General features: G+C 74.4%; 18 protein-coding genes and 1 tRNA gene. 8 read left to right on the forward strand and 11 right to left on the reverse strand.

Annotated elements, in window-relative coordinates:
* The 3 genes from EJK16_RS13885 to EJK16_RS13895 all read right to left on the reverse strand — a co-directional run bounded on the left by EJK16_RS13885 (position 1) and on the right by EJK16_RS13895 (position 3,926).
* The gene (locus EJK16_RS13885) at positions 1–1,479 is read right to left on the reverse strand and encodes a PP2C family protein-serine/threonine phosphatase (protein WP_127130285.1); all 1,479 of its coding nucleotides are present in this window, start codon (positions 1,477–1,479) and stop codon (positions 1–3) included.
* Positions 1,480–1,483: 4 nt separating this feature from the next.
* A complete protein-coding gene (locus EJK16_RS13890; RefSeq protein ID WP_127130287.1) occupies positions 1,484–2,206 on the reverse strand; it encodes a GAF and ANTAR domain-containing protein in 723 nt (240 codons plus the stop codon).
* Between the two features lie 184 nt (positions 2,207–2,390).
* A complete protein-coding gene (locus tag EJK16_RS13895; protein ID WP_240646066.1) occupies positions 2,391–3,926 on the reverse strand; it encodes a sugar porter family MFS transporter in 1,536 nt (511 codons plus the stop codon).
* Positions 3,927–4,031: 105 nt separating this feature from the next.
* Here EJK16_RS13895 and EJK16_RS13900 point away from each other — a divergent pair, with 105 nt between their 5' ends.
* A complete protein-coding gene (locus EJK16_RS13900; protein WP_127130291.1) occupies positions 4,032–4,973 on the forward strand; it encodes a sucrase ferredoxin in 942 nt (313 codons plus the stop codon).
* Positions 4,974–5,065: 92 nt separating this feature from the next.
* Here the strand turns inward: EJK16_RS13900 and EJK16_RS13905 are convergent, their stop codons facing one another.
* The 4 genes from EJK16_RS13905 to EJK16_RS13920 all read right to left on the reverse strand — a co-directional run bounded on the left by EJK16_RS13905 (position 5,066) and on the right by EJK16_RS13920 (position 8,803).
* Positions 5,066–5,437, reverse strand: coding sequence for a WhiB family transcriptional regulator (locus EJK16_RS13905; RefSeq protein WP_127130293.1), 372 nt, complete (start codon positions 5,435–5,437; stop codon positions 5,066–5,068).
* A 145-nt stretch (positions 5,438–5,582) separates the two neighbouring features.
* Complete coding sequence (gene selB, locus EJK16_RS13910) at positions 5,583–7,394, reverse strand: selenocysteine-specific translation elongation factor (RefSeq protein WP_127130295.1); 1,812 nt, start codon at positions 7,392–7,394, stop codon at positions 5,583–5,585.
* Position 7,395: 1 nt separating this feature from the next.
* A complete protein-coding gene (selA, locus tag EJK16_RS13915; RefSeq protein ID WP_127130297.1) occupies positions 7,396–8,691 on the reverse strand; it encodes an L-seryl-tRNA(Sec) selenium transferase in 1,296 nt (431 codons plus the stop codon).
* 17 nt (positions 8,692–8,708) lie between these two features.
* A tRNA-Sec gene (locus tag EJK16_RS13920) sits at positions 8,709–8,803 on the reverse strand.
* A gap of 61 nt (positions 8,804–8,864) precedes the next feature.
* Between EJK16_RS13920 and selD the strand changes: the two genes are divergently transcribed.
* From selD to nrfD, 4 genes are all read left to right on the forward strand, one after another.
* Positions 8,865–9,860: a selenide, water dikinase SelD gene (gene selD / locus EJK16_RS13925; RefSeq protein WP_127130299.1), complete on the forward strand. Its 996-nt coding sequence runs from the start codon at positions 8,865–8,867 to the stop codon at positions 9,858–9,860.
* A gap of 57 nt (positions 9,861–9,917) precedes the next feature.
* Positions 9,918–13,325 (forward strand): formate dehydrogenase, encoded by a 3,408-nt coding sequence (fdh, locus tag EJK16_RS13935; RefSeq protein WP_240646067.1) that lies wholly within the window; start codon positions 9,918–9,920, stop codon positions 13,323–13,325.
* Complete coding sequence (locus tag EJK16_RS13940; protein WP_127130305.1) at positions 13,315–14,292, forward strand: 4Fe-4S dicluster domain-containing protein; 978 nt, start codon at positions 13,315–13,317, stop codon at positions 14,290–14,292. The genes fdh and EJK16_RS13940 overlap by 11 nt, the downstream gene beginning before the upstream one ends.
* 218 nt (positions 14,293–14,510) lie before the next feature.
* Positions 14,511–15,470, forward strand: coding sequence for an NrfD/PsrC family molybdoenzyme membrane anchor subunit (nrfD, locus tag EJK16_RS13945; protein WP_127130307.1), 960 nt, complete (start codon positions 14,511–14,513; stop codon positions 15,468–15,470).
* Between the two features lie 49 nt (positions 15,471–15,519).
* Here nrfD and EJK16_RS13950 read toward each other — a convergent pair whose 3' ends face one another.
* From EJK16_RS13950 to EJK16_RS13960, 3 genes are all read right to left on the reverse strand, one after another.
* Positions 15,520–15,966, reverse strand: coding sequence for a SufE family protein (locus EJK16_RS13950; RefSeq protein WP_127130309.1), 447 nt, complete (start codon positions 15,964–15,966; stop codon positions 15,520–15,522).
* Entirely contained in the window at positions 15,963–16,862 is a 900-nt protein-coding gene (locus EJK16_RS13955) for a sulfurtransferase (RefSeq protein ID WP_127130311.1), read from the reverse strand. Before EJK16_RS13955 ends, EJK16_RS13950 begins: the two co-directional genes overlap by 4 nt.
* Before the next feature lie 168 nt (positions 16,863–17,030).
* Positions 17,031–17,336: a putative quinol monooxygenase gene (locus EJK16_RS13960; protein WP_127130313.1), complete on the reverse strand. Its 306-nt coding sequence runs from the start codon at positions 17,334–17,336 to the stop codon at positions 17,031–17,033.
* Positions 17,337–17,442: 106 nt separating this feature from the next.
* On the opposite strand from EJK16_RS13960, the gene EJK16_RS13965 reads away from it, so the two are divergent.
* From EJK16_RS13965 to EJK16_RS13975, 3 genes are all read left to right on the forward strand, one after another.
* A complete protein-coding gene (locus EJK16_RS13965; protein WP_127130315.1) occupies positions 17,443–17,643 on the forward strand; it encodes an SAP domain-containing protein in 201 nt (66 codons plus the stop codon).
* 121 nt (positions 17,644–17,764) lie between these two features.
* Positions 17,765–18,913: a zinc-dependent alcohol dehydrogenase gene (locus tag EJK16_RS13970; RefSeq protein ID WP_127130317.1), complete on the forward strand. Its 1,149-nt coding sequence runs from the start codon at positions 17,765–17,767 to the stop codon at positions 18,911–18,913.
* 14 nt (positions 18,914–18,927) lie between these two features.
* Positions 18,928–19,497, forward strand: a complete 570-nt coding sequence (locus EJK16_RS13975) for a hypothetical protein (RefSeq protein WP_127130319.1) — start codon at positions 18,928–18,930, stop codon at positions 19,495–19,497.
* A gap of 34 nt (positions 19,498–19,531) precedes the next feature.
* On the opposite strand, the gene EJK16_RS13980 is transcribed toward EJK16_RS13975, so the two are convergent.
* A complete protein-coding gene (locus EJK16_RS13980) occupies positions 19,532–20,104 on the reverse strand; it encodes a dihydrofolate reductase family protein (RefSeq protein ID WP_127130321.1) in 573 nt (190 codons plus the stop codon).
* Positions 20,105–20,140 lie beyond the last annotated feature (36 nt).

Genomic DNA, 20,140 nt, shown 5'->3' on the forward strand with positions numbered 1-20,140 from the left:
TCACCGGCGCGGCTGCAGGCTGAACTGGTCGCTGAGGTCCGCCCACCGGGCGACCAGGATGGTCGCGTCGTCCTGCAGGACGTCGTTCTGGTACCCCAGCACGTTGCGGACGAGCCGGCGCACCGTCTCCGGCGGCGGCTGGGCCGTCGACATCTCCCGCTCGAGGAAGTCGACGAGCCGGTCCACGCCGAAGAACCGTCCCTCCCGGTCGCGCGCCTCCGTGATGCCGTCCGTGTAGAGCACCAGCACATCGCCCGGCTCGAGGATCTCCTCGGCGACGCTGACCCCGCGCGCGGGCATCCCGAACACCGGCCGGCGCCCCCCGGTCAGCGACTTGACGACCTTCTTCCGGCGCATGAGCAGCGGGTAGGGGTGCCCGGCGGCGATGTAGCGGAGCCGGCCGGAGCCCAGGTCGAGCTCGGCGAGCACCGCGGTGACGAACCGGCCCGTGCTGTCCACCTGGCCCGTGATGATCTCGTCGATGGCCATCGCCTGGTCGAAGAGCGTGCCGCCGTTGCGGCGGGCGCTGCGGTATGCGGACAGCGCCATGGCCGTGACGACGCCGGAGTCCAGCGAGTGCCCGGTCGCGTCGAAGATGGCCAGCTGCGCCGTCGTCTCGGAGAGGGCGTAGTCGAAGGCGTCTCCGCCGACGTTGTAGCAGGGCTCGACGGCGCCGGCGAGGACCAGCTTGTCCGTGCCCGCGGTCATCGGGGGGAGCAGCTGCCAGACCAGCTCCGCGGCCGCGTCGCGCGGGCGCCGGCGCTGCACGTTGTCCAGGGCGTCGCCGTAGTGCGTGGTGGCGACGACGAGATGGCCGATGAGCATGGACAGCCAGGCGAGCTGGCGCCTGAGCGCGAGATCGTGCGGGTCCCCCGGCTCGGTCAGGACCGCCTCCATCACGCCGAGGCGTTCGGCGCCGTCGACCAGCGGGACCCACACGCGCGCCCGCCCGCCCGTCTCGACGCCGATCGTCTCCAGGAGCCGGAACGCGCGCCCGGCGACCGAGGTGTCCACGCCCAGCGGCGGGCGGTCCTCGGCGCCCGGCCCGGGCACCGGGTACAGACGCTTCTGGTCGTAGTCGACGAGGTAGAGGACGATCCGGACCCCCAGGGCCGCCCCGGCGGCGGCGGCCACCGCCGCGAGCCGGTCGGGGGGTGCCAGGTGCATGCCGTCCACGACCCGGATGGCGGCGCCCGTGAAGCCGTCCTCCGGCTGCGGCAGGCGGATGGTGTGGCTGTAGGGCACGCCCCGCCGCCAGGTCATCTCGTCGATCCGCTCGTTCACGGCCAGCGCGAGGCGGTCCCGCTCCTGGGCGGGCAGCGGGAGGAGGCCGCTCAGGTACGCCTCGACCTCGACGAGCCCGGCACTGCCCCCGAGCGCGAAGTAGCGGCGCCACAGCTGCTCGAGGCTGAGGTCCGCCCGCTCGCGGGCGAGGCCGAGCAGGCGCCGCTGCTCGAGCTCGCCGCCGTCCCTGGCCATCGCCCTACCGCCGGCGCCGGGCGGTGCCGCGGGCCAGGGACTGGGCGACGTCTCGCACGCTCTTCCGCTCGCGCTGCGACATCCCGATGAGGGTCGCGAACGCGGCGTCCTCGTCGATGCCGTCGCGGGCCATCACGATCCCCATGGCCACCGAGATGGTGTCCCGGCTGCGCAAGGCGTCCTTGAGGTCGTCGGTGAGGCGCCGGGCGTTCTCGTAGGACTGCACGTTCGCGACGAGCACGGCGGCCTGCGCGCCGAACATCGCCAGCAGGTGCTCGCTGCGCGGGTCGTAGGCCCCGGGATGGAAGGAGTAGACCTTGATCGCCCCGAGCGCGACGTCCCCGGCGACCATGGGGGCGCTGAGCACGGAGTGGAGGCCGAGCGCGGCGGCGGCGCGGCACCACCGCGGCCAGCGGCTCTCGGTGGCCAGCTCGTCGACCCGGCACGTGGCGCGGTCGGCCCAGGTCTGCAGGCACGGACCTTCCCCGAGCTCGTACTGGAGGTCGTCGGCGCGCTCGACGACGGCGTCGGAGGCCGCCGTCGTGGTGCGGCGCCCGTGCTGGTCCATGAGAGAGATGCCCGCGCCGACCGTGCCGGGGATGGTGTCCGCCGCGAGCGACGTCACGAGGCGCAGGGCGCTGCCGACGGTCTCCTGCGAGAGCAGGAGGCCGGACATGCGGGCGAACACCACCGCGAGCTCGTCGGCGAGCGGGAGCGGCTGGGTCACGGGGCACCTCCTGGGCTGCGGCCCGCGCCGTCGGCGCGAGGACCGATACCCGTTCCGGTGGAGCGTCGCAGCTGCCCACCGTCACGACCTGCCCCCAGTGTCCTCCTGTTCGGCCCCGTGGAACGGGGAATGGTGCGGCGGATGTGGGGTTGCGGGGCGTGCTCGTGCGGTTGCGCGGCGCGCCCTAGGTGCGGTGCTGCATGTCCTCGAGCTCCATGCCCTTGGTCTCGCGCACGAACTTCCACACGAAGATGAACGACAGGATCGCGCACAGGGCGTAGAACCCGTAGGCGATGCCGAGGGAGAGGTCCTTCATGGCGGGGAAGCTCACGGTGATCAGCCAGTTCGCCACCCACTGGGCGCCGGCGGCCAGGGACAGGGCCGCCGCCCGGATGCGGTTGGGGAAGGACTCCCCGAGCAGCACCCACACGATCGGGCCCCACGACATGCCGAACGAGACGACGAAGAGGTTGGCGGCCACCAGCGCGATCGGGCCGGTGGCGCCGGCGAGCACCGGCGCGCCCTCCGCGTTGATCGGGGCGGTGCCGAAGATGACGGCCATGGTGGCCAGCGTCACCGCCATGCCGACCGAGCCGATGAGCAGCAGCGGCTTGCGGCCGAAGCGGTCGACGCTCGCGATGGCGATCAGCGTGGTGCCGACGTTCACCACGGCGGTGATGACCGTGATGATGAAGGAGTTCTGCTCGCTGAAGCCGACGGCCTCCCACAGGATGTTCGAGTAGTAGAAGATCACGTTGATGCCGACGAACTGCTGGAAGATCGACAGGAACAGGCCCACCCACACGATGGGGTACAGGCCCCCGCCGGGGGCCCTGAGGTCGCGCCACTTCGGGCGGGTCTTGTCCTTCAGCGTCTCCTGGATCCGGCCGATCGTGTAGTCCAGGTTCTTGGGGCCGAGCACACCCGCGAGGACCCGGCGCGCCTCGGCCATCCGGCCCGTCCCGACGAGGTAGCGCGGGGACTCGGGGATCGTGAGCGACAGGATGCCGTAGGCGAGCGCCGGCACGACCATCGCGAGGAACATCCAGCGCCAGGCCTCGAGCCCGAGCCACAGGCTCAGCCGCGAGCCCCCGGCGATGGTGGCCAGCACGAAGTCGACGAGGAGGGCCAGGAAGATGCCGGTGACGATCGCGAGCTGCTGGAGCGAGCCGAGTCGCCCCCGGATGCGGGCCGGCGCGATCTCGGCGATGTAGGCGGGGGCGATCACGGAGGCGACGCCGACACCCAGGCCGCCGACGATGCGCCCGACGATGAAGACCCACAGGTTGGGTGCGAGGCCGGTGCCCACCGCGCTGACGAGGAACAGCACCGCGGCGATCCGCATGACGGCGAGGCGGCCGACGCGGTCGGCGATGCGCCCGGCCGAGAGGGCGCCGACGGCGGCGCCCAGGAGCGCGGAGGCCACGGCGAAGCCCAACGGCCCGCTGCTGACGTCGTACCGGTCCTGCACCGCGGCGACCGCGCCGTTGATGACCGCGCTGTCGTAGCCGAACAGGAAACCGCCGAGCGCCGCGACCGACGAGATCCGGACGACGCTGATCTTGCCTCCCCCGCCGCCGCCGGGGGACTCGTCGTAGATGGATTCCTCGTCGGTGAAAGAACCGTGCTCACCCATGACGCCCGCCTTCTCTGCCGAGAAGCCCCGCGCTCCGGTGCGGCCGTGGCACCGCTCCCGAAGGGCGCTGACCTTGTGGACCATGCGGAATGAAGCGTAGGTCGCACCCCCGCACCGCGCATACCCGCCGCGGGACCGCGGGTGCGCGACGGCGGCCGCGGGACCGCGCCGGCGCGGTAGCGTCGCCCGATGATCAGCACCCGACCGCAGGCCTGCAGCCGTCTCAGCGTCGAGAACGGCGACCCGCTCGCCGGCACGGCCTCCACCGCACGCGGGTTCCTCCTCGTCGAGCACGGCGGCCCGTGGGGCAAGAAGCCGCTCCGGGATGCCGTGTTCCGCGGCCCGGGTGGCGCCCACGTCGACCTGGGCGGGAACCTCGGCCGGGTCCTCGAGCCGCTCGGCGTGACCGCGCTGCTCGTCCGGCGCCCGGGGGCCCGCCACGGCATCCCCTCCCCCGCGACCGTCATGCTCGTCGCCGTGGACCAGGCCGGCGGGCGGGGGGCGCGGACCAGCGTCGAGGGCGTGTCCGAGATCCTGGGCTGGGACGTGCCGGGGCTGCTCGGCGAGCTGCGCACCGGCCGGACGCCGGCCGGCTGGCGGCCGCTCGGCACGCAGTACTTGGCATGCACCCACGCGCGGCGCGACGCGTGCTGCGGGGAGCTCGGCCGTCCGGTGGCGAGGGCGCTGGGCGACGTGGAGCCCGCGCGCACGTGGGAGGTCAGCCACCTCGGGGGCCACCGGCTGGCGGCCAACGTCCTCGTCGTCCCCGACGGCGTCGTCTACGGGCGGCTGGGCGCGGCGGACGCCCCTGCCCTCGTGCGCTGCCACGACGAGGGGCGGCTGCTCCTGGGCGCGTTGCGGGGCCGGGCGGCGCTGCCGCAGCCGGTGCAGGCGGCGGAGATCGCGGTGCGCCGCGCCGCCGGGGCAGAGGCCGCCGACGGCGCCGCCCTGCTCTCCGCCGAGGTGCAGGGTGCCCGGACGCTGACGCGGTGGCGCGTGGGGCGGACGGCCTGGCGGGTGGTCGTCGAGACCGTGGCTGACGAGGGCGCCCCGCGCCCGGCCAGCTGCGGCGCGGAACCGTCCGCGCCCCCGGCCCGTCAGGTGGTCCTGGAGGTCACCGCGGGCGGGTGACCTCGGACGGGTGACCGCGGGCCGGCGACCGGCCGGCCGGCGACCGGCGGGCAGCCCGCAGCGAAAGGCGTGACCTGCCGGGCGCGGGCCGCTCAGCCGGCCACGGACTCCAGCGTCCCGCCCCTGCCGGTCGGACGGCCGGCGGCCCGGGGCGGGCGCTGGCTCCGCAGCTCGGCGATGAGCGCGTTGCCCTCCGGGTCCGCGCCGGCGAGGCGCACCCGCCAGTCGTCGACGTCGGGGAAGCGGCGCAGCAGCGCGCGCCGCTCGCGCTCCGTCAGGCCGCCCCACACGCCGAAGGAGATCTGGGAGTCCAGGGCCTCAGCCAGGCACTGCATCCGCACCGCGCAGCCCAGGCACAGCGCCCGCGCGGAGCGCTGCGCCGCCCCCCGCACGAACAGGGCGTCGGGCTCCGCGTCCGCGCAGGCCGCGTATCGGGCCCAGGACTCGTCCTCGTCGGACCACATGGCTTCCTCCATGCCCGGAGGACGCCGATGTCCCCGGGTGTCGACCTTCCGGCCCCGCTTGTGCGGGCGGATCTGATCCACACCTGACGCTAACCGAGTCCCGCGCGTTACGGAAGACCCGCGACGGCACGCGCGACCTGGGCGCTCACCCGCCGCCCGGCGCGGACCCGACCTGACGGCGGTCGTCGGGCAGCCGGCGCGTCAGCCCCAGGCGGTCGAGGCGTTCCAGGAGGGGCAGGACGACCCGCCGGGTGGTCCCGAGGCGCCGGCGTGCCTCGCTGGTCGTGAAGGGCTGGGGCAGCTCGGCCAGCCACGCCGCGGCGACCGCGTCCGCGCCGGCGCGCAGCACGATGCCCGGCGCCACCCGGAGCAGCCGCCCCGACCTGGCCGCCGCCGCCAGCGCCCGCTCGTCCAGCCCCAGCTCGCGCAGCCGGTCGGCCGTCGGCGCCGCGAACGGGCTCGCGCGCAGGTCGCGCTCGAGGGTGGCGACGGCCCGCTCCACCCCGGGCGGCAGGTCGGCGTGCGGCACACCCGCCGTGACCCGGCCCTCGCTCAGGCGCAGCGGCGGGCGGAGGACGGCCCGGACGAGATCGGCGGACGGCAGGCCCAGCGCGGCGGCCAGGACCGCCACCGGCACCCCGCGGTCGAGCGGCGCGCCGCGGTCGTGGGCGTCGACCACGCGCGCGGCCTCCTCGCCGGCGCGGCGCGCCCGGTCGTGGCTCATCACCCATCCCCCCGCCACCACGCCCGCCGCCTGGGCGTCCCCCGTCGGCACGCCGATGCGCCGCAGCAGCGCCAGCGGGACGACCTCGCGCCGGCGCACCTCCGCGGCCAGGTCCCCGCCGTCGCCGGCACGGTCCCCGCCGCCCTCACCGGCGAGGACCTCGGCGCGCTGGGCCGCGGCGCCGCGCCGCCGCAGGGGCGGCGGCGCGGGGTCCAGGACGGTGACGCCCCAGAGCGCGCGGCTCCCGGGGTCGCGGAGGACCGCGCGGTCCCCCACGCGCAGCGGCAGGCGCGCGTCGAGGGTCAGCCGGGCCAGGTCGCCGCCGAGCGGGCGGTGGTGGGTGGCCACCGCGGTCGCGCCGATGTGCAGCAGCGGGCTCTCCGGCGGAACGGGCCGGCGGCAGGGTCCGAGGTCAGCCGGCGCGCCGACCCGCACGTCCACGACGTCGGTGAGGTGCCAGGCGCCCGGGGTGACCAGCACCGACCCCCGGTCCAGCCCCGCCAGGTCCTCGCCCGCGACGTTCAGCGCCACGCGCGCCACGCCGCGGGCCTCCGCGACGGGCCGCCCGAGCGACTGGACGCCGCGGACCCGGACCGCCCGGTCGCCGAGGGCGAGCGTGTCGCCCACCGCGACCCGGCCGGCAGGCAGCGTGCCGGTGACGACGGTCCCCGCCCCCCGGACGCTGAAGCGCCGGTCGACCCACAGGCGCACGTCCGCGTCGGCACCCGGCACCGGCAGGGACCCGAGCATCTCGAGCAGGCGGGAGCGCAGCTCGTCCAGCCCCTGGCCGGTCCGGCCGCTCACCGTGACCGCGGCCGCGCCCCGCAGCGACGTCCGGCCCAGCTCCGCGAGCGCCCGCTCGCGCGCCGGGGCGGGGTCCGCGAGGTCGGAGCGGGTCACGGCGAGGACGCCGTGGGTGACGCCCAGGGCGTCCAGCGCGGCCAGGTGCTCGGCCGCCTGCGGCATCCAGGGGTCGTCGGCGGCGACGACGAAGAGGACCGCCGGGACCGGGCCGATCCCGGACAGCATGGTAGCCAGGAAGCGCTCGTGACCGGGGACGTCGACGAACGCGACGTCACCGGCCGGCGGCAGCGCGGTCCAGCAGTAGCCGAGCTCGATCGACAGGCCCCGCCGGTGCTCCTCCGCCAGGCGGTCGGGGTCGGCGCCGGTCAGGGCCTTCACGAGGGTGGACTTGCCGTGGTCGACGTGGCCGGCGGTGGCCACGACGTGCATGTCAGCTCCCCCCGGCGGCCCGGCGCACCGCGTCCGCCAGGGCGTCGTCCTCGCCGGGTGGCACGGCGATGAGGTCGAGCAGGAGGCCGCCGCGGCGGGTGTGGCCGACCACGGGCGGCTCGCCGCGGCGCAGCGGCCCGGCCAGTGCGGCCGGCACCACGACGGCGGCGCTGGGGAGCTCGACGCCGGGCGCCCCTCCCCCGCCGACCGCGGCTGTGGACGCCACGGCGGTGGCCGCCACGGCCGGGGACAGGCTCGCGGCCAGGCGCACCGCCCGGGCCATGAGCTCCTCCGGGGTGGACGCCAGCGCCCGCGCGACCGGCGTGGGGGGTCCCGTCAGGGTGGCCTCGAGCGCGGCGAGGGTGAGCTTGTCCACCCGCAGGGCCCGGGCGAACGGGTGCCGGCGCAGCCGGTGGACCAGCTCCGCCCGGCCCAGCAGGAGCCCGCACTGGGGTCCGCCGAGCAGCTTGTCGCCGGAGGCCGTCACCAGGTCGGCCCCCGCTCGCAGGGCCGCCGCGGCGCTCGGCTCGCCCGGCAGCCGCGGGTGGGGCGCGAGGAGGCCGGAGCCGATGTCGACCACCACGGGCACCGGCAGCGACGCCAGGGCGGCGACCTCGACGGTGGAGGTGAAACCGGAGACGACGAAGTTGGACGGGTGCACCTTGAGGACGAACGCCGTCTCGGCGTCGACGGCCCGCTCGTAGTCGGCGAGGCGCACCCGGTTCGTGGTGCCGACCTCGCGGAGCGTGGCGCCGAGCGACCCGATGAGCTCGGGGATGCGGAAGCCGTCGCCGATCTCGACCATCTCGCCGCGCGCGATGACGACGTTCCGGCCCATCGCGAGCGCGCAGGTGACCAGGGCGAGGGCGGCGGCGCCGTTATTGACCACGTGCACGCCGCCGGCGTCCGGCACGGCCGCCGCGAGCGCGGCCAGCGCCGTCCGCCCGCGGGCGCCCCGCCGGCCGGTGGTCAGGTCCAGCTCGACGTCGGTGGCCCCGGCCGCGACGGCGAGCGCGCCCACCGCGGCGTCGGAGAGCGGCGCGCGCCCGAGGTTGGTGTGGACGACGACGCCGGTCGCGTTGACCACCCGGCGCATCCCGGTCGCCACCGGGGGCAGGGCGGCCAGCGCCGCCGCGGTGACGTCCGCGGGCGCGATCTCGCCCGCGCGGCACCGGTCGAGGACGGCGACCACGACGCCCTTGACGAGCGGGTCGCCCAGCCGTGCCGCGGCCGCGCGCAGGCGCGGGTCGGCGAGCACGTGGTCGGTCCGCGGCGTGGACCTGCGGTGGTCCTGCACATGCCCTCCCAGGCACCTGGCGGAGGCGGACGGGAATCGAACCCGCCTGGCCGAGATGCTCGGCCACTACGGTTTTGAAGACCGCGCCCGTCACCAGACGAGGAACGCCTCCGCCGCCACCCTAGACGCCGATGCCCTGGACCGTGGCCGGATGCCTTCGTACAGTGACGCGCATGAGCGCACCGGCGACGCAGCTGCGACTGACCCAGTACGCCGCCGGTGGCGGCTGCGCGTGCAAGGTGCCCCCCGGGGAGCTGGAACGGGTGCTCGCCGGCCTGCCGGCCGGTCGCGCCGGCGAGGAGCTGCTCGTCGGCCTCGAGAACGGCGACGACGCCGCCGCGGTGCGGATCGACGGCTCGCGCGCCGTCGTCGTCACCGCCGACTTCTTCACCCCCGTCGTCGACGACCCGTACGACTGGGGCCGGATCGCGGCCGCCAACGCGCTCTCCGACGTCTACGCCATGGGCGGCACGCCCCTCGTCGCCGTCAACCTGCTCTCGTGGCCGCGGCAGAAGATCCCGTTCGACGTCGCCGCGGAGGTGCTGCGCGGCGGCGCGGACGTGTGCGCCCAGGCGGAGACGTTCCTCGCCGGCGGGCACAGCGTGGACGACCCCGAGCCGAAGTACGGGATGGCCGTCACGGGCCTGGCGGACCCGTCGCGGCTGCTGCGCAACGACGCCGGGGCCGCCGGTGTGCCCCTCACCCTGACGAAGCCCCTGGGCCTGGGGATGCTCAACAACCGGCACAAGGCCACCGGGGAGGTCTTCGAGGAGGCCGTCGCCCTGATGACGACCCTGAACCGGGACGCGTCCCGGGCGGCGCTGGCGGCGGGCGCGGTGTGCGCCACCGACGTCACCGGCTTCGGGCTGCTCGGGCACCTGTTCAAGATGTGCCGCGCCAGCGGCGTCTCCGCCGTCCTCGACCCGGCGGCGGTGCCCTATCTCGACGGCGCCCGCGAGGCGCTGGCGGCCGGCTTCGTCCCCGGCGGCAGCCGCCGCAACCTCGACTGGGTGCGCCCCCACGTCGCCGCCGGCGTCGGCGAGGACGAGCTGGTGCTGCTCGCGGACGCCCAGACCTCGGGCGGGCTGCTGGTGGCCGGGGAGGTCCCCGGGTATCCCGTGATCGGGGAGCTGGTCCCCGCCGGCGACGCCGCCATCCGGGTGGCGTGACCGGGTGCGCCCCGCCGGGGCGTTCGCTACGGTGCTCGCGTAGGTGAGGAGGCCGCCATGGTGTCGCGGAAGACGTTCCTGTCCTGGCCCGTCGTGCGCCAGCTCACGGGCCCCGACCCCCTCGGGCGCGGCCCGGCGGTCCGGTCCGAGCGCACCGAGCAGCTCACCGCGCGCACGGAGACGGCGGACCGCGTGGCCCGCAGCGTCTGCCCCTACTGCGCCGTCGGCTGCGGGCAGCGGGTCTACGTCAAGGACGAGAAGGTCATCCAGATCGAGGGCGACCCGGACAGCCCGATCTCCCGCGGGCGGCTGTGCCCCAAGGGCTCGGCGAGCAAGAACCTCGTCACCAGCTCCATGCGCCAGACCAAGGTCCGCTACCGCCGGCCCTACGGCACCGACTGGGAGGACCTCGACCTCGACGTCGCGATGGACATGATCGCGGACCGGGTCGTGCGCGCCCGCAACGACACCTGGCAGGACCTCGACGAGAAGGGCCGCATCGTCCGGCGCACCATGGGCATCGCGAGCCTGGGCGGCGCGACGCTGGACAACGAGGAGAACTACCTCATCAAGAAGCTCTTCACCGCCCTCGGGGCGCTGCAGATCGAGAACCAGGCGCGCATTTGACACTCCTCCACGGTCCCCGGTCTGGGGACCAGCTTCGGTCGCGGCGGCGCCACCGGCTTCCAGCAGGATCTCGCCAACGCTGACTGCATCATCATCCAGGGCTCGAACATGGCGGAGGCCCATCCCGTCGGGTTCCAGTGGGTGATGGAGGCGAAGGCGCGCGGCGCCAAGGTCATCCACGTCGACCCCCGCTTCACCCGCACCAGCGCGGTGGCCGACATGTTCGTCCCGCTGCGCGTGGGCACCGACATCGTGTTCCTCGGCGCGATCATCAACCACGTGCTGAGCAACGGCCTGGACTTCCGCGAGTACGTCACGGCCTACACGAACGCCGCGACGATCGTCAGCGAGGACTACCGCGACACCGAGGACCTGGACGGGCTGTTCTCCGGCTTCGACCGGGACCACCGGACCTACGACGTCTCCAGCTGGCAGTACGCCGGGCAGGAGGCGGGCGGCGAGGAGGAGGAGACGCAGGCGATGAGGCGGGCGACCGCCGGGCCGCTGCAGCACGAGACGCACGGCATCCAGGTGGAGGGAGAGCCGCAGCGCGACGAGACCCTGCAGCACCCGCGGTGCGTCTACCAGATCCTGAGGCGGCACTTCGCGCGCTACACCCCCGAGATGGTGGAGGAGGCGTGCGGCGTCTCCCGGGAGGTCTTCGCGCAGGTGTGCGACGCGTGGGTGTCCAACTCCGGGCGGGAGCGCACCACGGCGCTGGTCTACAGCGTCGGCTGGACCCAGCACAGCGTGGGCGTCCAGTACATCCGCACCGGCGCGATCCTCCAGCTGCTGCTTGGCAACATGGGCCGGCCCGGCGGCGGCATCATGGCGCTGCGCGGGCACGCATCCATCCAGGGCTCGACCGACATCCCGACCCTGTTCAACCTGCTGCCGGGCTACCTGCCGATGCCCAACGCCGAGGAGCACACCTCGCTTCAGGCCTGGGTCGACACCGTCCGCCACCCCGGCGCGAAGGGCTTCTGGGCGAACGCCGGCGCGTACGGCGTCAACCTCCTCAAGGCGTACTGGGGCGACGCCGCGAGGGCGGAGAACGACTACTGCTACGACTACCTGCCCCGGATGACCGGCGACCACGGCACCTACCGCACCACGCTCGACATGATCGACGGCAAGGTCAAGGGCTACTTCCTGCTCGGGCAGAACCCCGCCGTCGGCTCGGCCCACGGCCGCGCCCAGCGCCTCGGCATGGCCAACCTCGACTGGCTGGTGGTCCGCGACCTCTTCGAGATCGAGAGCGCCACCTTCTGGAAGAACTCACCCGAGGTCGAGACCGGCGAGATCGTCCCCGAGGAGTGCCGCACGGAGGTCTTCCTCCTCCCGGCCGCGTCCTACGTGGAGAAGGAGGGCACGTTCACCCAGACCCAGCGGATGCTGCAGTGGCGGGAGAAGGCCGTGGAGCCGCCGGGCGACTGCCGCTCGGAGCTGTGGTTCTTCTACCACCTCGGCCGTCTCATCAGGGAGCGGCTGGCGGGCTCGACGGCGGAGCGGGACCGGCCCGTCCTCGACCTGGCCTGGGACTACCCCACGCACGGCGAGCACACCGAGCCCAGCGCCGGGGCCGTGCTGATGGAGATCAACGGCTACGAGATCGCGACCGGCCGCCCGCTGTCCTCCTACACGGAGATGAAGGACGACGGCTCGACGCTCGGCGGCTGCTGGATCTACACCGGCGTGTTCAAGGACGGCGTCAACCAGGCGGCCCGCCGCAAGCCCGGGTCGGAGCAGTCCTGGGTCGCCCCGGAGTGGGGCTGGGCGTGGCCGGCGAACCGCCGGATGCTCTACAACCGGGCCTCGGCCGACCGTGAGGGGCGGCCGTGGAGCGAGCGCAAGGCCTACGTGTGGTGGGACGAGGACGCCGGGCAGTGGACCGGGCACGACGTCGCGGACTTCGAGCTGAACAAGCCGCCCTCGTACACCCCGCCGGAGGGCGCCAGCGGGGTCGAGGCCATCGCCGGCGACGACGCGTTCATCATGCAGGGCGACGGCAAGGGCGCCCTGTACGTCCCCGGCGGGCTCATCGACGGGCCGATGCCCACCCACTACGAGCCGGTGGAGTCCCCGTTCCGCAACCCGCTCTACGGCCAGCAGGCCAACCCCACGCGGGTGGAGTACCGCCGCGACGACAACCCGATGAACCCGAGCCCGCCCGAGGAGCGCAGCGACGTCTTCCCGTACGTGTTCACCACGAGCCGGCTCACCGAGCACCACACGGCGGGCGGGATGAGCCGGTACCTGGAGTACCTCTCCGAGCTCCAGCCCGCGATGTTCGTCGAGGTCTCCCCCGAGCTGGCCGAGGAGCGCGGCCTCGAGCACATGGGCTGGTGCCACGTGGTCACGGCCCGGGCGGCCGTGGAGGGCCAGGTCCTGGTCACCGAGCGGCTCGCCCCGCTGCGCGTCGAGGGCCGCACCGTGCACCAGGTGTGGCTGCCGTACCACTTCGGCAGCGGCGGGCTGGTGCGCGGCGACTCCGCCAACGACCTGCTCGGCATCTCCCTGGACCCCAACGTCCTGATCCAGGAGAGCAAGGTCGGCACCTGCGACGTCCGGCCCGGCCGCCGCCCCAGCGGGCCGGCGCTGCTCGAGTACGTGGCCGGCTACCGGCACCGCGCCAGGATCGACGGCGCCCGCCCGGGGCCCGTGGTCACGGCCGCACCGACCGGGCCGGCCGGTGGCGGGCCGGGCGGCGGCGGGGCGGGCGGCGCGGCCAGTGGCGGGGCCGCCCGGCGGGACGTCACGGCGCAGGACGCCGGCCAGGAACCGGGCGCCGACGCAGACCGGACCACCGACGAGGACGGAGCCGACGATGGTCGGTAGGAACAGCCTGTTCGGGCCGGTGGATCCGGCGGCGGAGAGCGGCTACCGGGACCCGCCGCCCCGCAAGGGGTTCTTCACGGACACCAGCGTCTGCATCGGCTGCAAGGCGTGCGAGGTCGCCTGCAAGGAGTGGAACGAGGTCCCGGGTGACGGGTTCGACCTGCTCGGGATGTCCTTCGACAACACCGGGGCGCTGAGCGCCAACACGTGGCGGCACGTCGCCTTCATCGAGCAGCCGAAGCCGCTCGGCCGCCAGCAGTCGGGCGTCGGGCGCGCCAGGGTGGACCTGGGCATGCCGACGGTGGGGCTGCCCGCCGTCGCTGGCGCCACGGGGAGCCCGACGGCGCCCGCGGCGGCCCCGTCCGGCGACACCGAGGGGCAGCCGGACTTCCGCTGGCTGATGTCCTCCGACGTCTGCAAGCACTGCACCCATGCCGCCTGCCTGGACGTCTGCCCCACCGGGTCGCTGTTCCGCACGGAGTTCGGCACCGTCGTCGTCCAGCCGGACATCTGCAACGGGTGCGGCTACTGCGTGCCGGCCTGCCCGTACGGCGTCATCGAGCGGCGCAACGGCCCGGAGGGCGCCAAGAACGTCGGCATCGCCCAGAAGTGCACCCTCTGCTACGACCGCCTCGGCGCGGGCATGGAGCCCGCGTGCGCGAAGGCCTGCCCCACCGACTCCATCCAGTTCGGGGACCTCGACGAGCTCCGTGAGCGGGCCCGCGCGCGGGCCGCGACGCTCCGCGCGGACGGCGTGGCGGACGCCCGGCTCTACGGCGACGACCCGGCCGACGGCGTCGGCGGCGCCGGCGCGTTCTTCCTGCTCCTCGACGAGCCGGAGGTCTACGGCCTGCCGCCCGACCCGGTGGTCACCACCAGGGACCTGCCCCGGATGTTCAACCGCGCGACGACGGCCGCCGGGGTGCTCCTGGCCGGCGCGGCCCTGGCCTTCCTGGGGAAGAAGTGACCGCGCCGGACGGCGGCCGCGGGCCGGCGGGGCCCGGCCGGCACGACCACGGGCCGGCGGGCCGACGGGATGCCGGGTCACCCGGGTCACCCGGCGGCCCAGACCACGGACCGGCGAGACCCGATCGGCCCAACCACGGGCCGGCGGGCCGGCGCGGCACCGGGCCGGGGCGCGGCACCGGGCCGCGGGGCGGTCGCCGTGGCGGTGGCGACCGGTCGATGGTGCCCGAGGCGGAGTTCACCTCCTACTACGGCCGGCCGGTGGTCCGCCCGTCCCCGTGGGAGGCGGACATCCCGGCGTACATCTTCGCCGGGGGCCTCGCGGCCGGGTCGTCGCTGCTGGCCGCGGGGGCGGACCTCACCGGCCGGCCGGCGCTGCGCCGGGCGGGCCGCCTCGGCGCGATCGGCGCGCTGACGTTCAGCTTCGCCGCGCTGGTCCACGACCTGGGCAGGCCGGAGCGGTTCCTGAACATGCTGCGCACCGCGAAGCTCACGTCCCCGATGTCGGTGGGGACCTGGATCCTGTCCCTGTACGGGCCGTTCGCCGGGCTTGCCGCGGCCGCGGAGGGCGCCCTGCTGCTGCCGCCCGGGCTGAGGCGCGGGCCGCTGGCGGTCCTGCCCCGGCTGGGCCGGGCTGCGGGCGTCGTCGCCGGGATCACGGCCCCGCCGGTGGCCGCCTACACCGCGGTCCTGCTGGCCGACACCGCCACCCCCTCCTGGCACGAGGCGTACCGGGAGCTCCCGTTCGTCTTCACGGCCTCGGCGGCCGCGGCGTCGGGTGGCCTCGGGATGCTCGCCGCCCCGGTGAGCCAGGCGGGCCCGGCCCGGCGGTTCGCGCTCGGCGGCGCGGTGGTGGAGCTGCTTGCCGAGCGGCGGATGGAACACTCCATGGGCCTCGCGGCCGAGCCGCTCCACCAGGGCAGGGGCGGGTCGCTCCTGCGGGCGGCCAAGCTGCTCACCGTCACGGGGGCGGCGGGCTCGCTGCTCGCGGGTCGCAGCCGCGCGGTGGCCGCCGTCTCCGGGGTGGCGCTTCTCGCGGGCTCGGCGTGCACGAGGTTCGCGATCTTCGAGGCGGGTCAGGAGTCGGCGCGGGACCCGAAGTACACGGTCGTGCCGCAGCGGGAACGCCTGGCGCGCGACGCGCGTGCCGGGGCGGTCCAGGGCGGCGGCGCGGACTGAGCGGGTGTTGGCGCCGCCGTGGGCCGAGCGGTCCGTGGGCCGAGCGGGCTCAGCCCCCCGTCTTCTCCCGGACCTGCCGCTTGATCCGCCCGAGCATCCCCGCCATGCCGCGCAGCCGCAGCGGGCTGACGGCCTCCCCCAGACCGAGGCGGTTGTAGACGTCACCGGGCACGTCCAGCACCTCGCGGGCGCTGAGCCCGTCCAGGCCCTCGTGGAGGATCCCCGCGAAGCCGCGCGTGGTGGGCGCCTCCGGCGGGGCCGAGAAGAACAGGTGCACCGTCGCGTCGTCGGCCGGGCCGTCGACCTCGGTGACGAGGAAGATCGGGGACTGGCACTCCGGGACGGGCTCGAGCAGCTCGGGGTGGTCGGCGTAGCGCTCGGGCAGGCCGGGCAGCGCCTGGCTGAACTCCAGCAGCATCTGGAGCCGGTCGGGCACGGTCACGGCGTTGAAGTCCCGGGCGATGGCGTCGAAGGCCTGCGGCAGGCGCTCGCTCATCGGGCGGGCACCTCCCCCGGCTCCTCCCCGCGCGCGATCGGGACGCGCACGGCGTTGCCCCACTCCGTCCAGGACCCGTCGTAGTTGCGGACGTCGCTGAAGCCCAGCAGGTGCGCGAGCACGAACCACGAGTGGCTGGACCGCTCGCCGATCCGGCAGTAGGCGATCACCGGCTGCGCCGGGTCGAGGCCCTGCTCCTGCTCGTAGATGACCGCGAGGTCGTCGCGGGCCTTGAACGTGCCGTCCTCGTTGGCGGCGCGGCTCCACGGCACGGACAGCGCGCCGGGGATGTGGCCGCCGCGCATGGCGCCCTCCTGCGGGTAGTCCACCATGTGCGTGCGCTCCCCGGTGTACTCGGGCAGGGAGCGGACGTCGACGAGCTGGCCGCCGAGGAAGTCGAGGACGTCGTCCTTGTACGCCCGGACCGGGGCGTCGTCGCGGGCGACGACCGGGTACTCGGCGGGCGCGACGTCGGGCACCACCGTGGTCATCTCGCGCCCCTCGGCCTGCCACTTGGCGCGGCCGCCGTCGAGCAGGCGCACGTCGGGGTGGCCGAAGAGCGTGAACACCCACATCGCGTAGGAGGCCCACCAGTTGCTCTTGTCGCCGTAGATCACCACGGTGGTGTCCCGCCCGATGCCCTTACGGGACATGAGGGCCGCGAACGCCTCGCCGTCGACGTAGTCCCGTGTCACGGGGTCGTTGAGGTCCAGGTGCCAGTCGACCTTCAGCGCGCCCGGGATGTGCCCGACCTCGTACAGGAGCACGTCCTCGTCGCTCTCCACGACGGCGAGGCCGGGCTCGCCGAGGTGCTCGGCCAGCCACGTGGTGCTCACGAGCCGCTCGGGGTGGGCGTAGGGGGCGAACTTCGGGTCGTCGTCGTAGGGCAGAGCCATCTGAGCGTTCCTCCGGGTCAGGGTGCGGCGTCCAGTCTCTCACCGGGGCCGACATCACCGAGGGCCACCGCGGCGGGCCCTCGCGAAAGAGAACCGGGCGGGGCCCGCGGGCATTCCACGACGTCCATCACGCGGGCTCGGCGGGACAGGCCGCGGAGGACGGCCGTCTCAGCGGGGCAGGCCCTTGCCGCCGAGGACGGCCAGCCCGGCCTGGTCGGACATCCCCGCGATGAGCGGCCGCGCCGCCCGGATGAGCGCCCGGACGTCCGCCGGCTCCAGCGAGGCGTCATGCGCGGCCTTGTCGGCCCAGACCTCCCAGACCCACACCGCCTCAGGCTCGTCCGACGTGCTCACGACGTAGTGGAGGCAGCCGGGGTCCCGCGTCAGGGCCTCGGCGGCCTGCAGGAGAAGGTCGACCAGCTCCTCGCGCCTGCCGGCCTGGGCGGTGAGCTTCCCGATGAGCCCGTAGGTCATGTGCGCACCCTAGCCATCGACGGCGGCCCGGCCCCGTTCCTGCGCGGCACTCCGCGGGAGATCGCCCGCGTGCGGGGCAGGCGCGTGCGTACGCGAGAATGTGGAGGTGGACGAAGAGACCGAGACGCGCCCCCCGCTCAGCGCCGCACTGACCGGATCGGAGCTGCGGTGCTGGTCCTGGCGGAAGGGCGAGCTGGTGTCCCTCGCCCAGCAGGTCGGGGTGTCGACGGAGGGCAGCAAGCCAGAGCTGACCGCCCGCCTGGTCGCCGCACTTGATGCCGCTGCGCAGGTGCGCGCCGAGGTCTAGCCCCCCGCCCGCACGTCGAGCCGGCCGTCGGGCCGCGCCACCGGACCTCCCGGGCGGCGGGACGCGCCGGGCCGTGTGACGCTGGGGATCCTCACGCAGGAGCTACCCCGAGGCGGCGATGATGCGAGCGATGGTGTACCGCGGGCCGTACAAGGTCAGGGTCGAGGAGAAGGACGTCCCACGGATCGAGCACCCGAACGACGCGATCGTGCGCGTGGGCCTCGCGGCGATCTGCGGTTCGGACCTCCACCTGTACCACGGCATGATGCCCGACACCCGGGTGGGGATGACCTTCGGCCACGAGTTCATCGGGGTGGTCGACCAGGTGGGCCCGTCGGTGCAGCACCTCAAGGTCGGCGACCGGGTCATGGTGCCGTTCAACGTCTACTGCGGCTCCTGCTACTTCTGCGCCCGAGGGCTCTACTCCAACTGCCACAACGTCAACCCCAACGCCACGGCCGTCGGCGGCATCTACGGCTACTCGCACACCTGTGGCGGCTACGACGGCGGACAGTCCGAGTACGTTCGGGTGCCCTTCGCCGACGTCGGGCCCAGCATCATCCCGGACTGGATGGACGACGAGGACTCGGTGCTGCTCACCGACGCCCTGGCCACGGGATACTTCGGCGCCCAGCTCGGTGACATCGTCGAGGGTGACACGGTGGTGGTGTTCGGGGCGGGTCCGGTGGGGCTGTTCGCCGCCAAGTCGTCCTGGCTCATGGGAGCCGGGCGGGTCATCGTCATCGACCACCTCGAGTACCGGCTCGAGAAGGCCCGCACGTTCGCCCACGCGGAGACGTACAACTTCGCCGAGTACGACGACATCGTCGTGCACATGAAGCGGATCACCGACCACCTGGGGGCCGACGTCGCCATCGATGCCGTGGGCGCCGAGGCCGACGGCAACTTCCTCCAGCACGTGACCGCGGCCAAGCTCAAGCTGCAGGGCGGCTCCCCCGTGGCGCTGAACTGGGCCATCGACTCGGTGCGCAAGGGTGGGACCGTCTCCGTGATGGGCGCGTACGGCCCGATGTTCAGCGCCGTGAAGTTCGGCGACGCCCTGAACAAGGGGCTGACGCTGCGGATGAACCAGTGCCCCGTCAAGCGCCAGTGGCCGCGGCTGTTCGAGCACATTCGCAGCGGCTACCTCAAGCCGAGCGACATCGTCACGCACCGGATCCCGCTCGAGCACATCGCCGAGGGCTATCACCTGTTCTCGGCCAAGCTCGACGGCATCATCAAGCCGCTCATCGTCCCAAGCGCCGGCTGAGGGAGAGGAACACCATGGCGTACACGGCCGACAAGCCCCAGCAGGCGCCCTCCGCGGACGAGCTGCGCGCGCGGATCCCGGGCTGGGGCGTGGACCTGGACCCCAAGGACCGTCCCGCGGTGCCCCGGGAGCAGAACCTGCCCACCGGCGCGCACTGGGACTTCCCCGAGCGCCAGCCCGAGACGTGGCCGCGGGAACGCTCGATCGAGCACAAGTTCCTCACGCCCGTCTTCGGCACCTCCAGCCCGCCACGGGGCGTCTCCGGGGCGATGCGCAAGCACGCCTACCGCGCGTACAGCGAGGCACGCGCCGCGCACTGGCTCCTCCTCCTGGCCGCCGACCGGGTGGACGCCTGGGAGAGCCATCTCCGGTCGTTCGTGACGCTGCACCTGGACAACCCCGTCACCGAGACCGGGGTGCTCAGCGAGCTCTCGCACCACCCCGTCGCGTCCCGCCTCGGGCAGAAGCGCGCCGACCTGAGCCACCAGTGGATCGACCCGCTCATCGTCGCCGGCCCGTGGGTGGCGGCCGGCGGCGCCGCGTACCTGGGGATCAGGACCCTGGTGAGGCGCCGTCGCGCCTGATTTTGGGTGCCGCCCGGGCGGGAGGCCGCCGATGTCAGGCCGGCGAGGCGGCCTTCTCGTACCGGAGGAGGACGACCCCGTTGCCGAAGGTCCGGGTCTCGACGAGGCGGAGGTCGCTCCAGGTGTCCGAGGCCGCGAAGAGAGGCTTGCCACGCCCGATCAGGACGGGGTGGACGTAGAGGCGGTACTCGTCGATCAGGTCGTGCTCCCGGAAGGTGGCCGCGAGGTCGGCACCACCGACCGCCAGGTCCCCGCCCGGCTGGGCCTTGAGCGCCAGGACGTCCTCCACGACGACGTCCCGCACGATGGTGGCGTTCGGGCCGGCCTCTTGCAGGGTCCGGGAGTAGACGATCTTGGGCATCTCCCGCCAGATGGCGGCGAACTCGGCCATCGGGCCCGGGACCGACGGGTCCGCGTCGGCGGTCGGCCAGAACCCTTCCATGAGCTCGTAGGTGACGCGCCCCTCCAGGAACGCGCCCATCGGCCGGAGCTGCTCGTTGAAGTGCCGGTGCAGCTCCTCGTCGATCCGGTGCCAGTCGATCTGGCGGTCCGGTCCCTCGATGAAGCCGTCGACGGAGATGGAGATGGACAGGACGATCCTTCTCATCGCGGTCCTCGCTGACGTCATGAGATCGGGGTGCCA

This window comes from Georgenia sp. SYP-B2076 (genome assembly GCF_003991205.1).
Taxonomy (GTDB): Bacteria; Actinomycetota; Actinomycetes; order Actinomycetales; family Actinomycetaceae; genus Georgenia.

What these genes read in the sequence shown, in the direction of transcription:
- EJK16_RS13975 (WP_127130319.1), top strand. Translation starts at nt 18,928, where the DNA reads ATGGCGTACACGGCCGACAAGCCCCAGCAGGCGCCCTCCGCGGACGAG.
- nrfD (WP_127130307.1), top strand. Translation starts at nt 14,511, where the DNA reads ATGGTGCCCGAGGCGGAGTTCACCTCCTACTACGGCCGGCCGGTGGTC.
- EJK16_RS13970 (WP_127130317.1), top strand. Translation starts at nt 17,765, where the DNA reads ATGCGAGCGATGGTGTACCGCGGGCCGTACAAGGTCAGGGTCGAGGAG.
- EJK16_RS13940 (WP_127130305.1), top strand. Translation starts at nt 13,315, where the DNA reads ATGGTCGGTAGGAACAGCCTGTTCGGGCCGGTGGATCCGGCGGCGGAG.
- EJK16_RS13980 (WP_127130321.1), bottom strand. Translation starts at nt 20,104, where the DNA reads ATGAGAAGGATCGTCCTGTCCATCTCCATCTCCGTCGACGGCTTCATC.
- EJK16_RS13900 (WP_127130291.1), top strand. Translation starts at nt 4,032, where the DNA reads ATGATCAGCACCCGACCGCAGGCCTGCAGCCGTCTCAGCGTCGAGAAC.
- EJK16_RS13960 (WP_127130313.1), bottom strand. Translation starts at nt 17,336, where the DNA reads ATGACCTACGGGCTCATCGGGAAGCTCACCGCCCAGGCCGGCAGGCGC.
- EJK16_RS13955 (WP_127130311.1), bottom strand. Translation starts at nt 16,862, where the DNA reads ATGGCTCTGCCCTACGACGACGACCCGAAGTTCGCCCCCTACGCCCAC.
- EJK16_RS13950 (WP_127130309.1), bottom strand. Translation starts at nt 15,966, where the DNA reads ATGAGCGAGCGCCTGCCGCAGGCCTTCGACGCCATCGCCCGGGACTTC.
- EJK16_RS13885 (WP_127130285.1), bottom strand. Translation starts at nt 1,479, where the DNA reads ATGGCCAGGGACGGCGGCGAGCTCGAGCAGCGGCGCCTGCTCGGCCTC.
- EJK16_RS13905 (WP_127130293.1), bottom strand. Translation starts at nt 5,437, where the DNA reads ATGTGGTCCGACGAGGACGAGTCCTGGGCCCGATACGCGGCCTGCGCG.
- selB (WP_127130295.1), bottom strand. Translation starts at nt 7,394, where the DNA reads ATGCACGTCGTGGCCACCGCCGGCCACGTCGACCACGGCAAGTCCACC.
- selD (WP_127130299.1), top strand. Translation starts at nt 8,865, where the DNA reads ATGAGCGCACCGGCGACGCAGCTGCGACTGACCCAGTACGCCGCCGGT.
- EJK16_RS13895 (WP_240646066.1), bottom strand. Translation starts at nt 3,926, where the DNA reads ATGGTCCACAAGGTCAGCGCCCTTCGGGAGCGGTGCCACGGCCGCACC.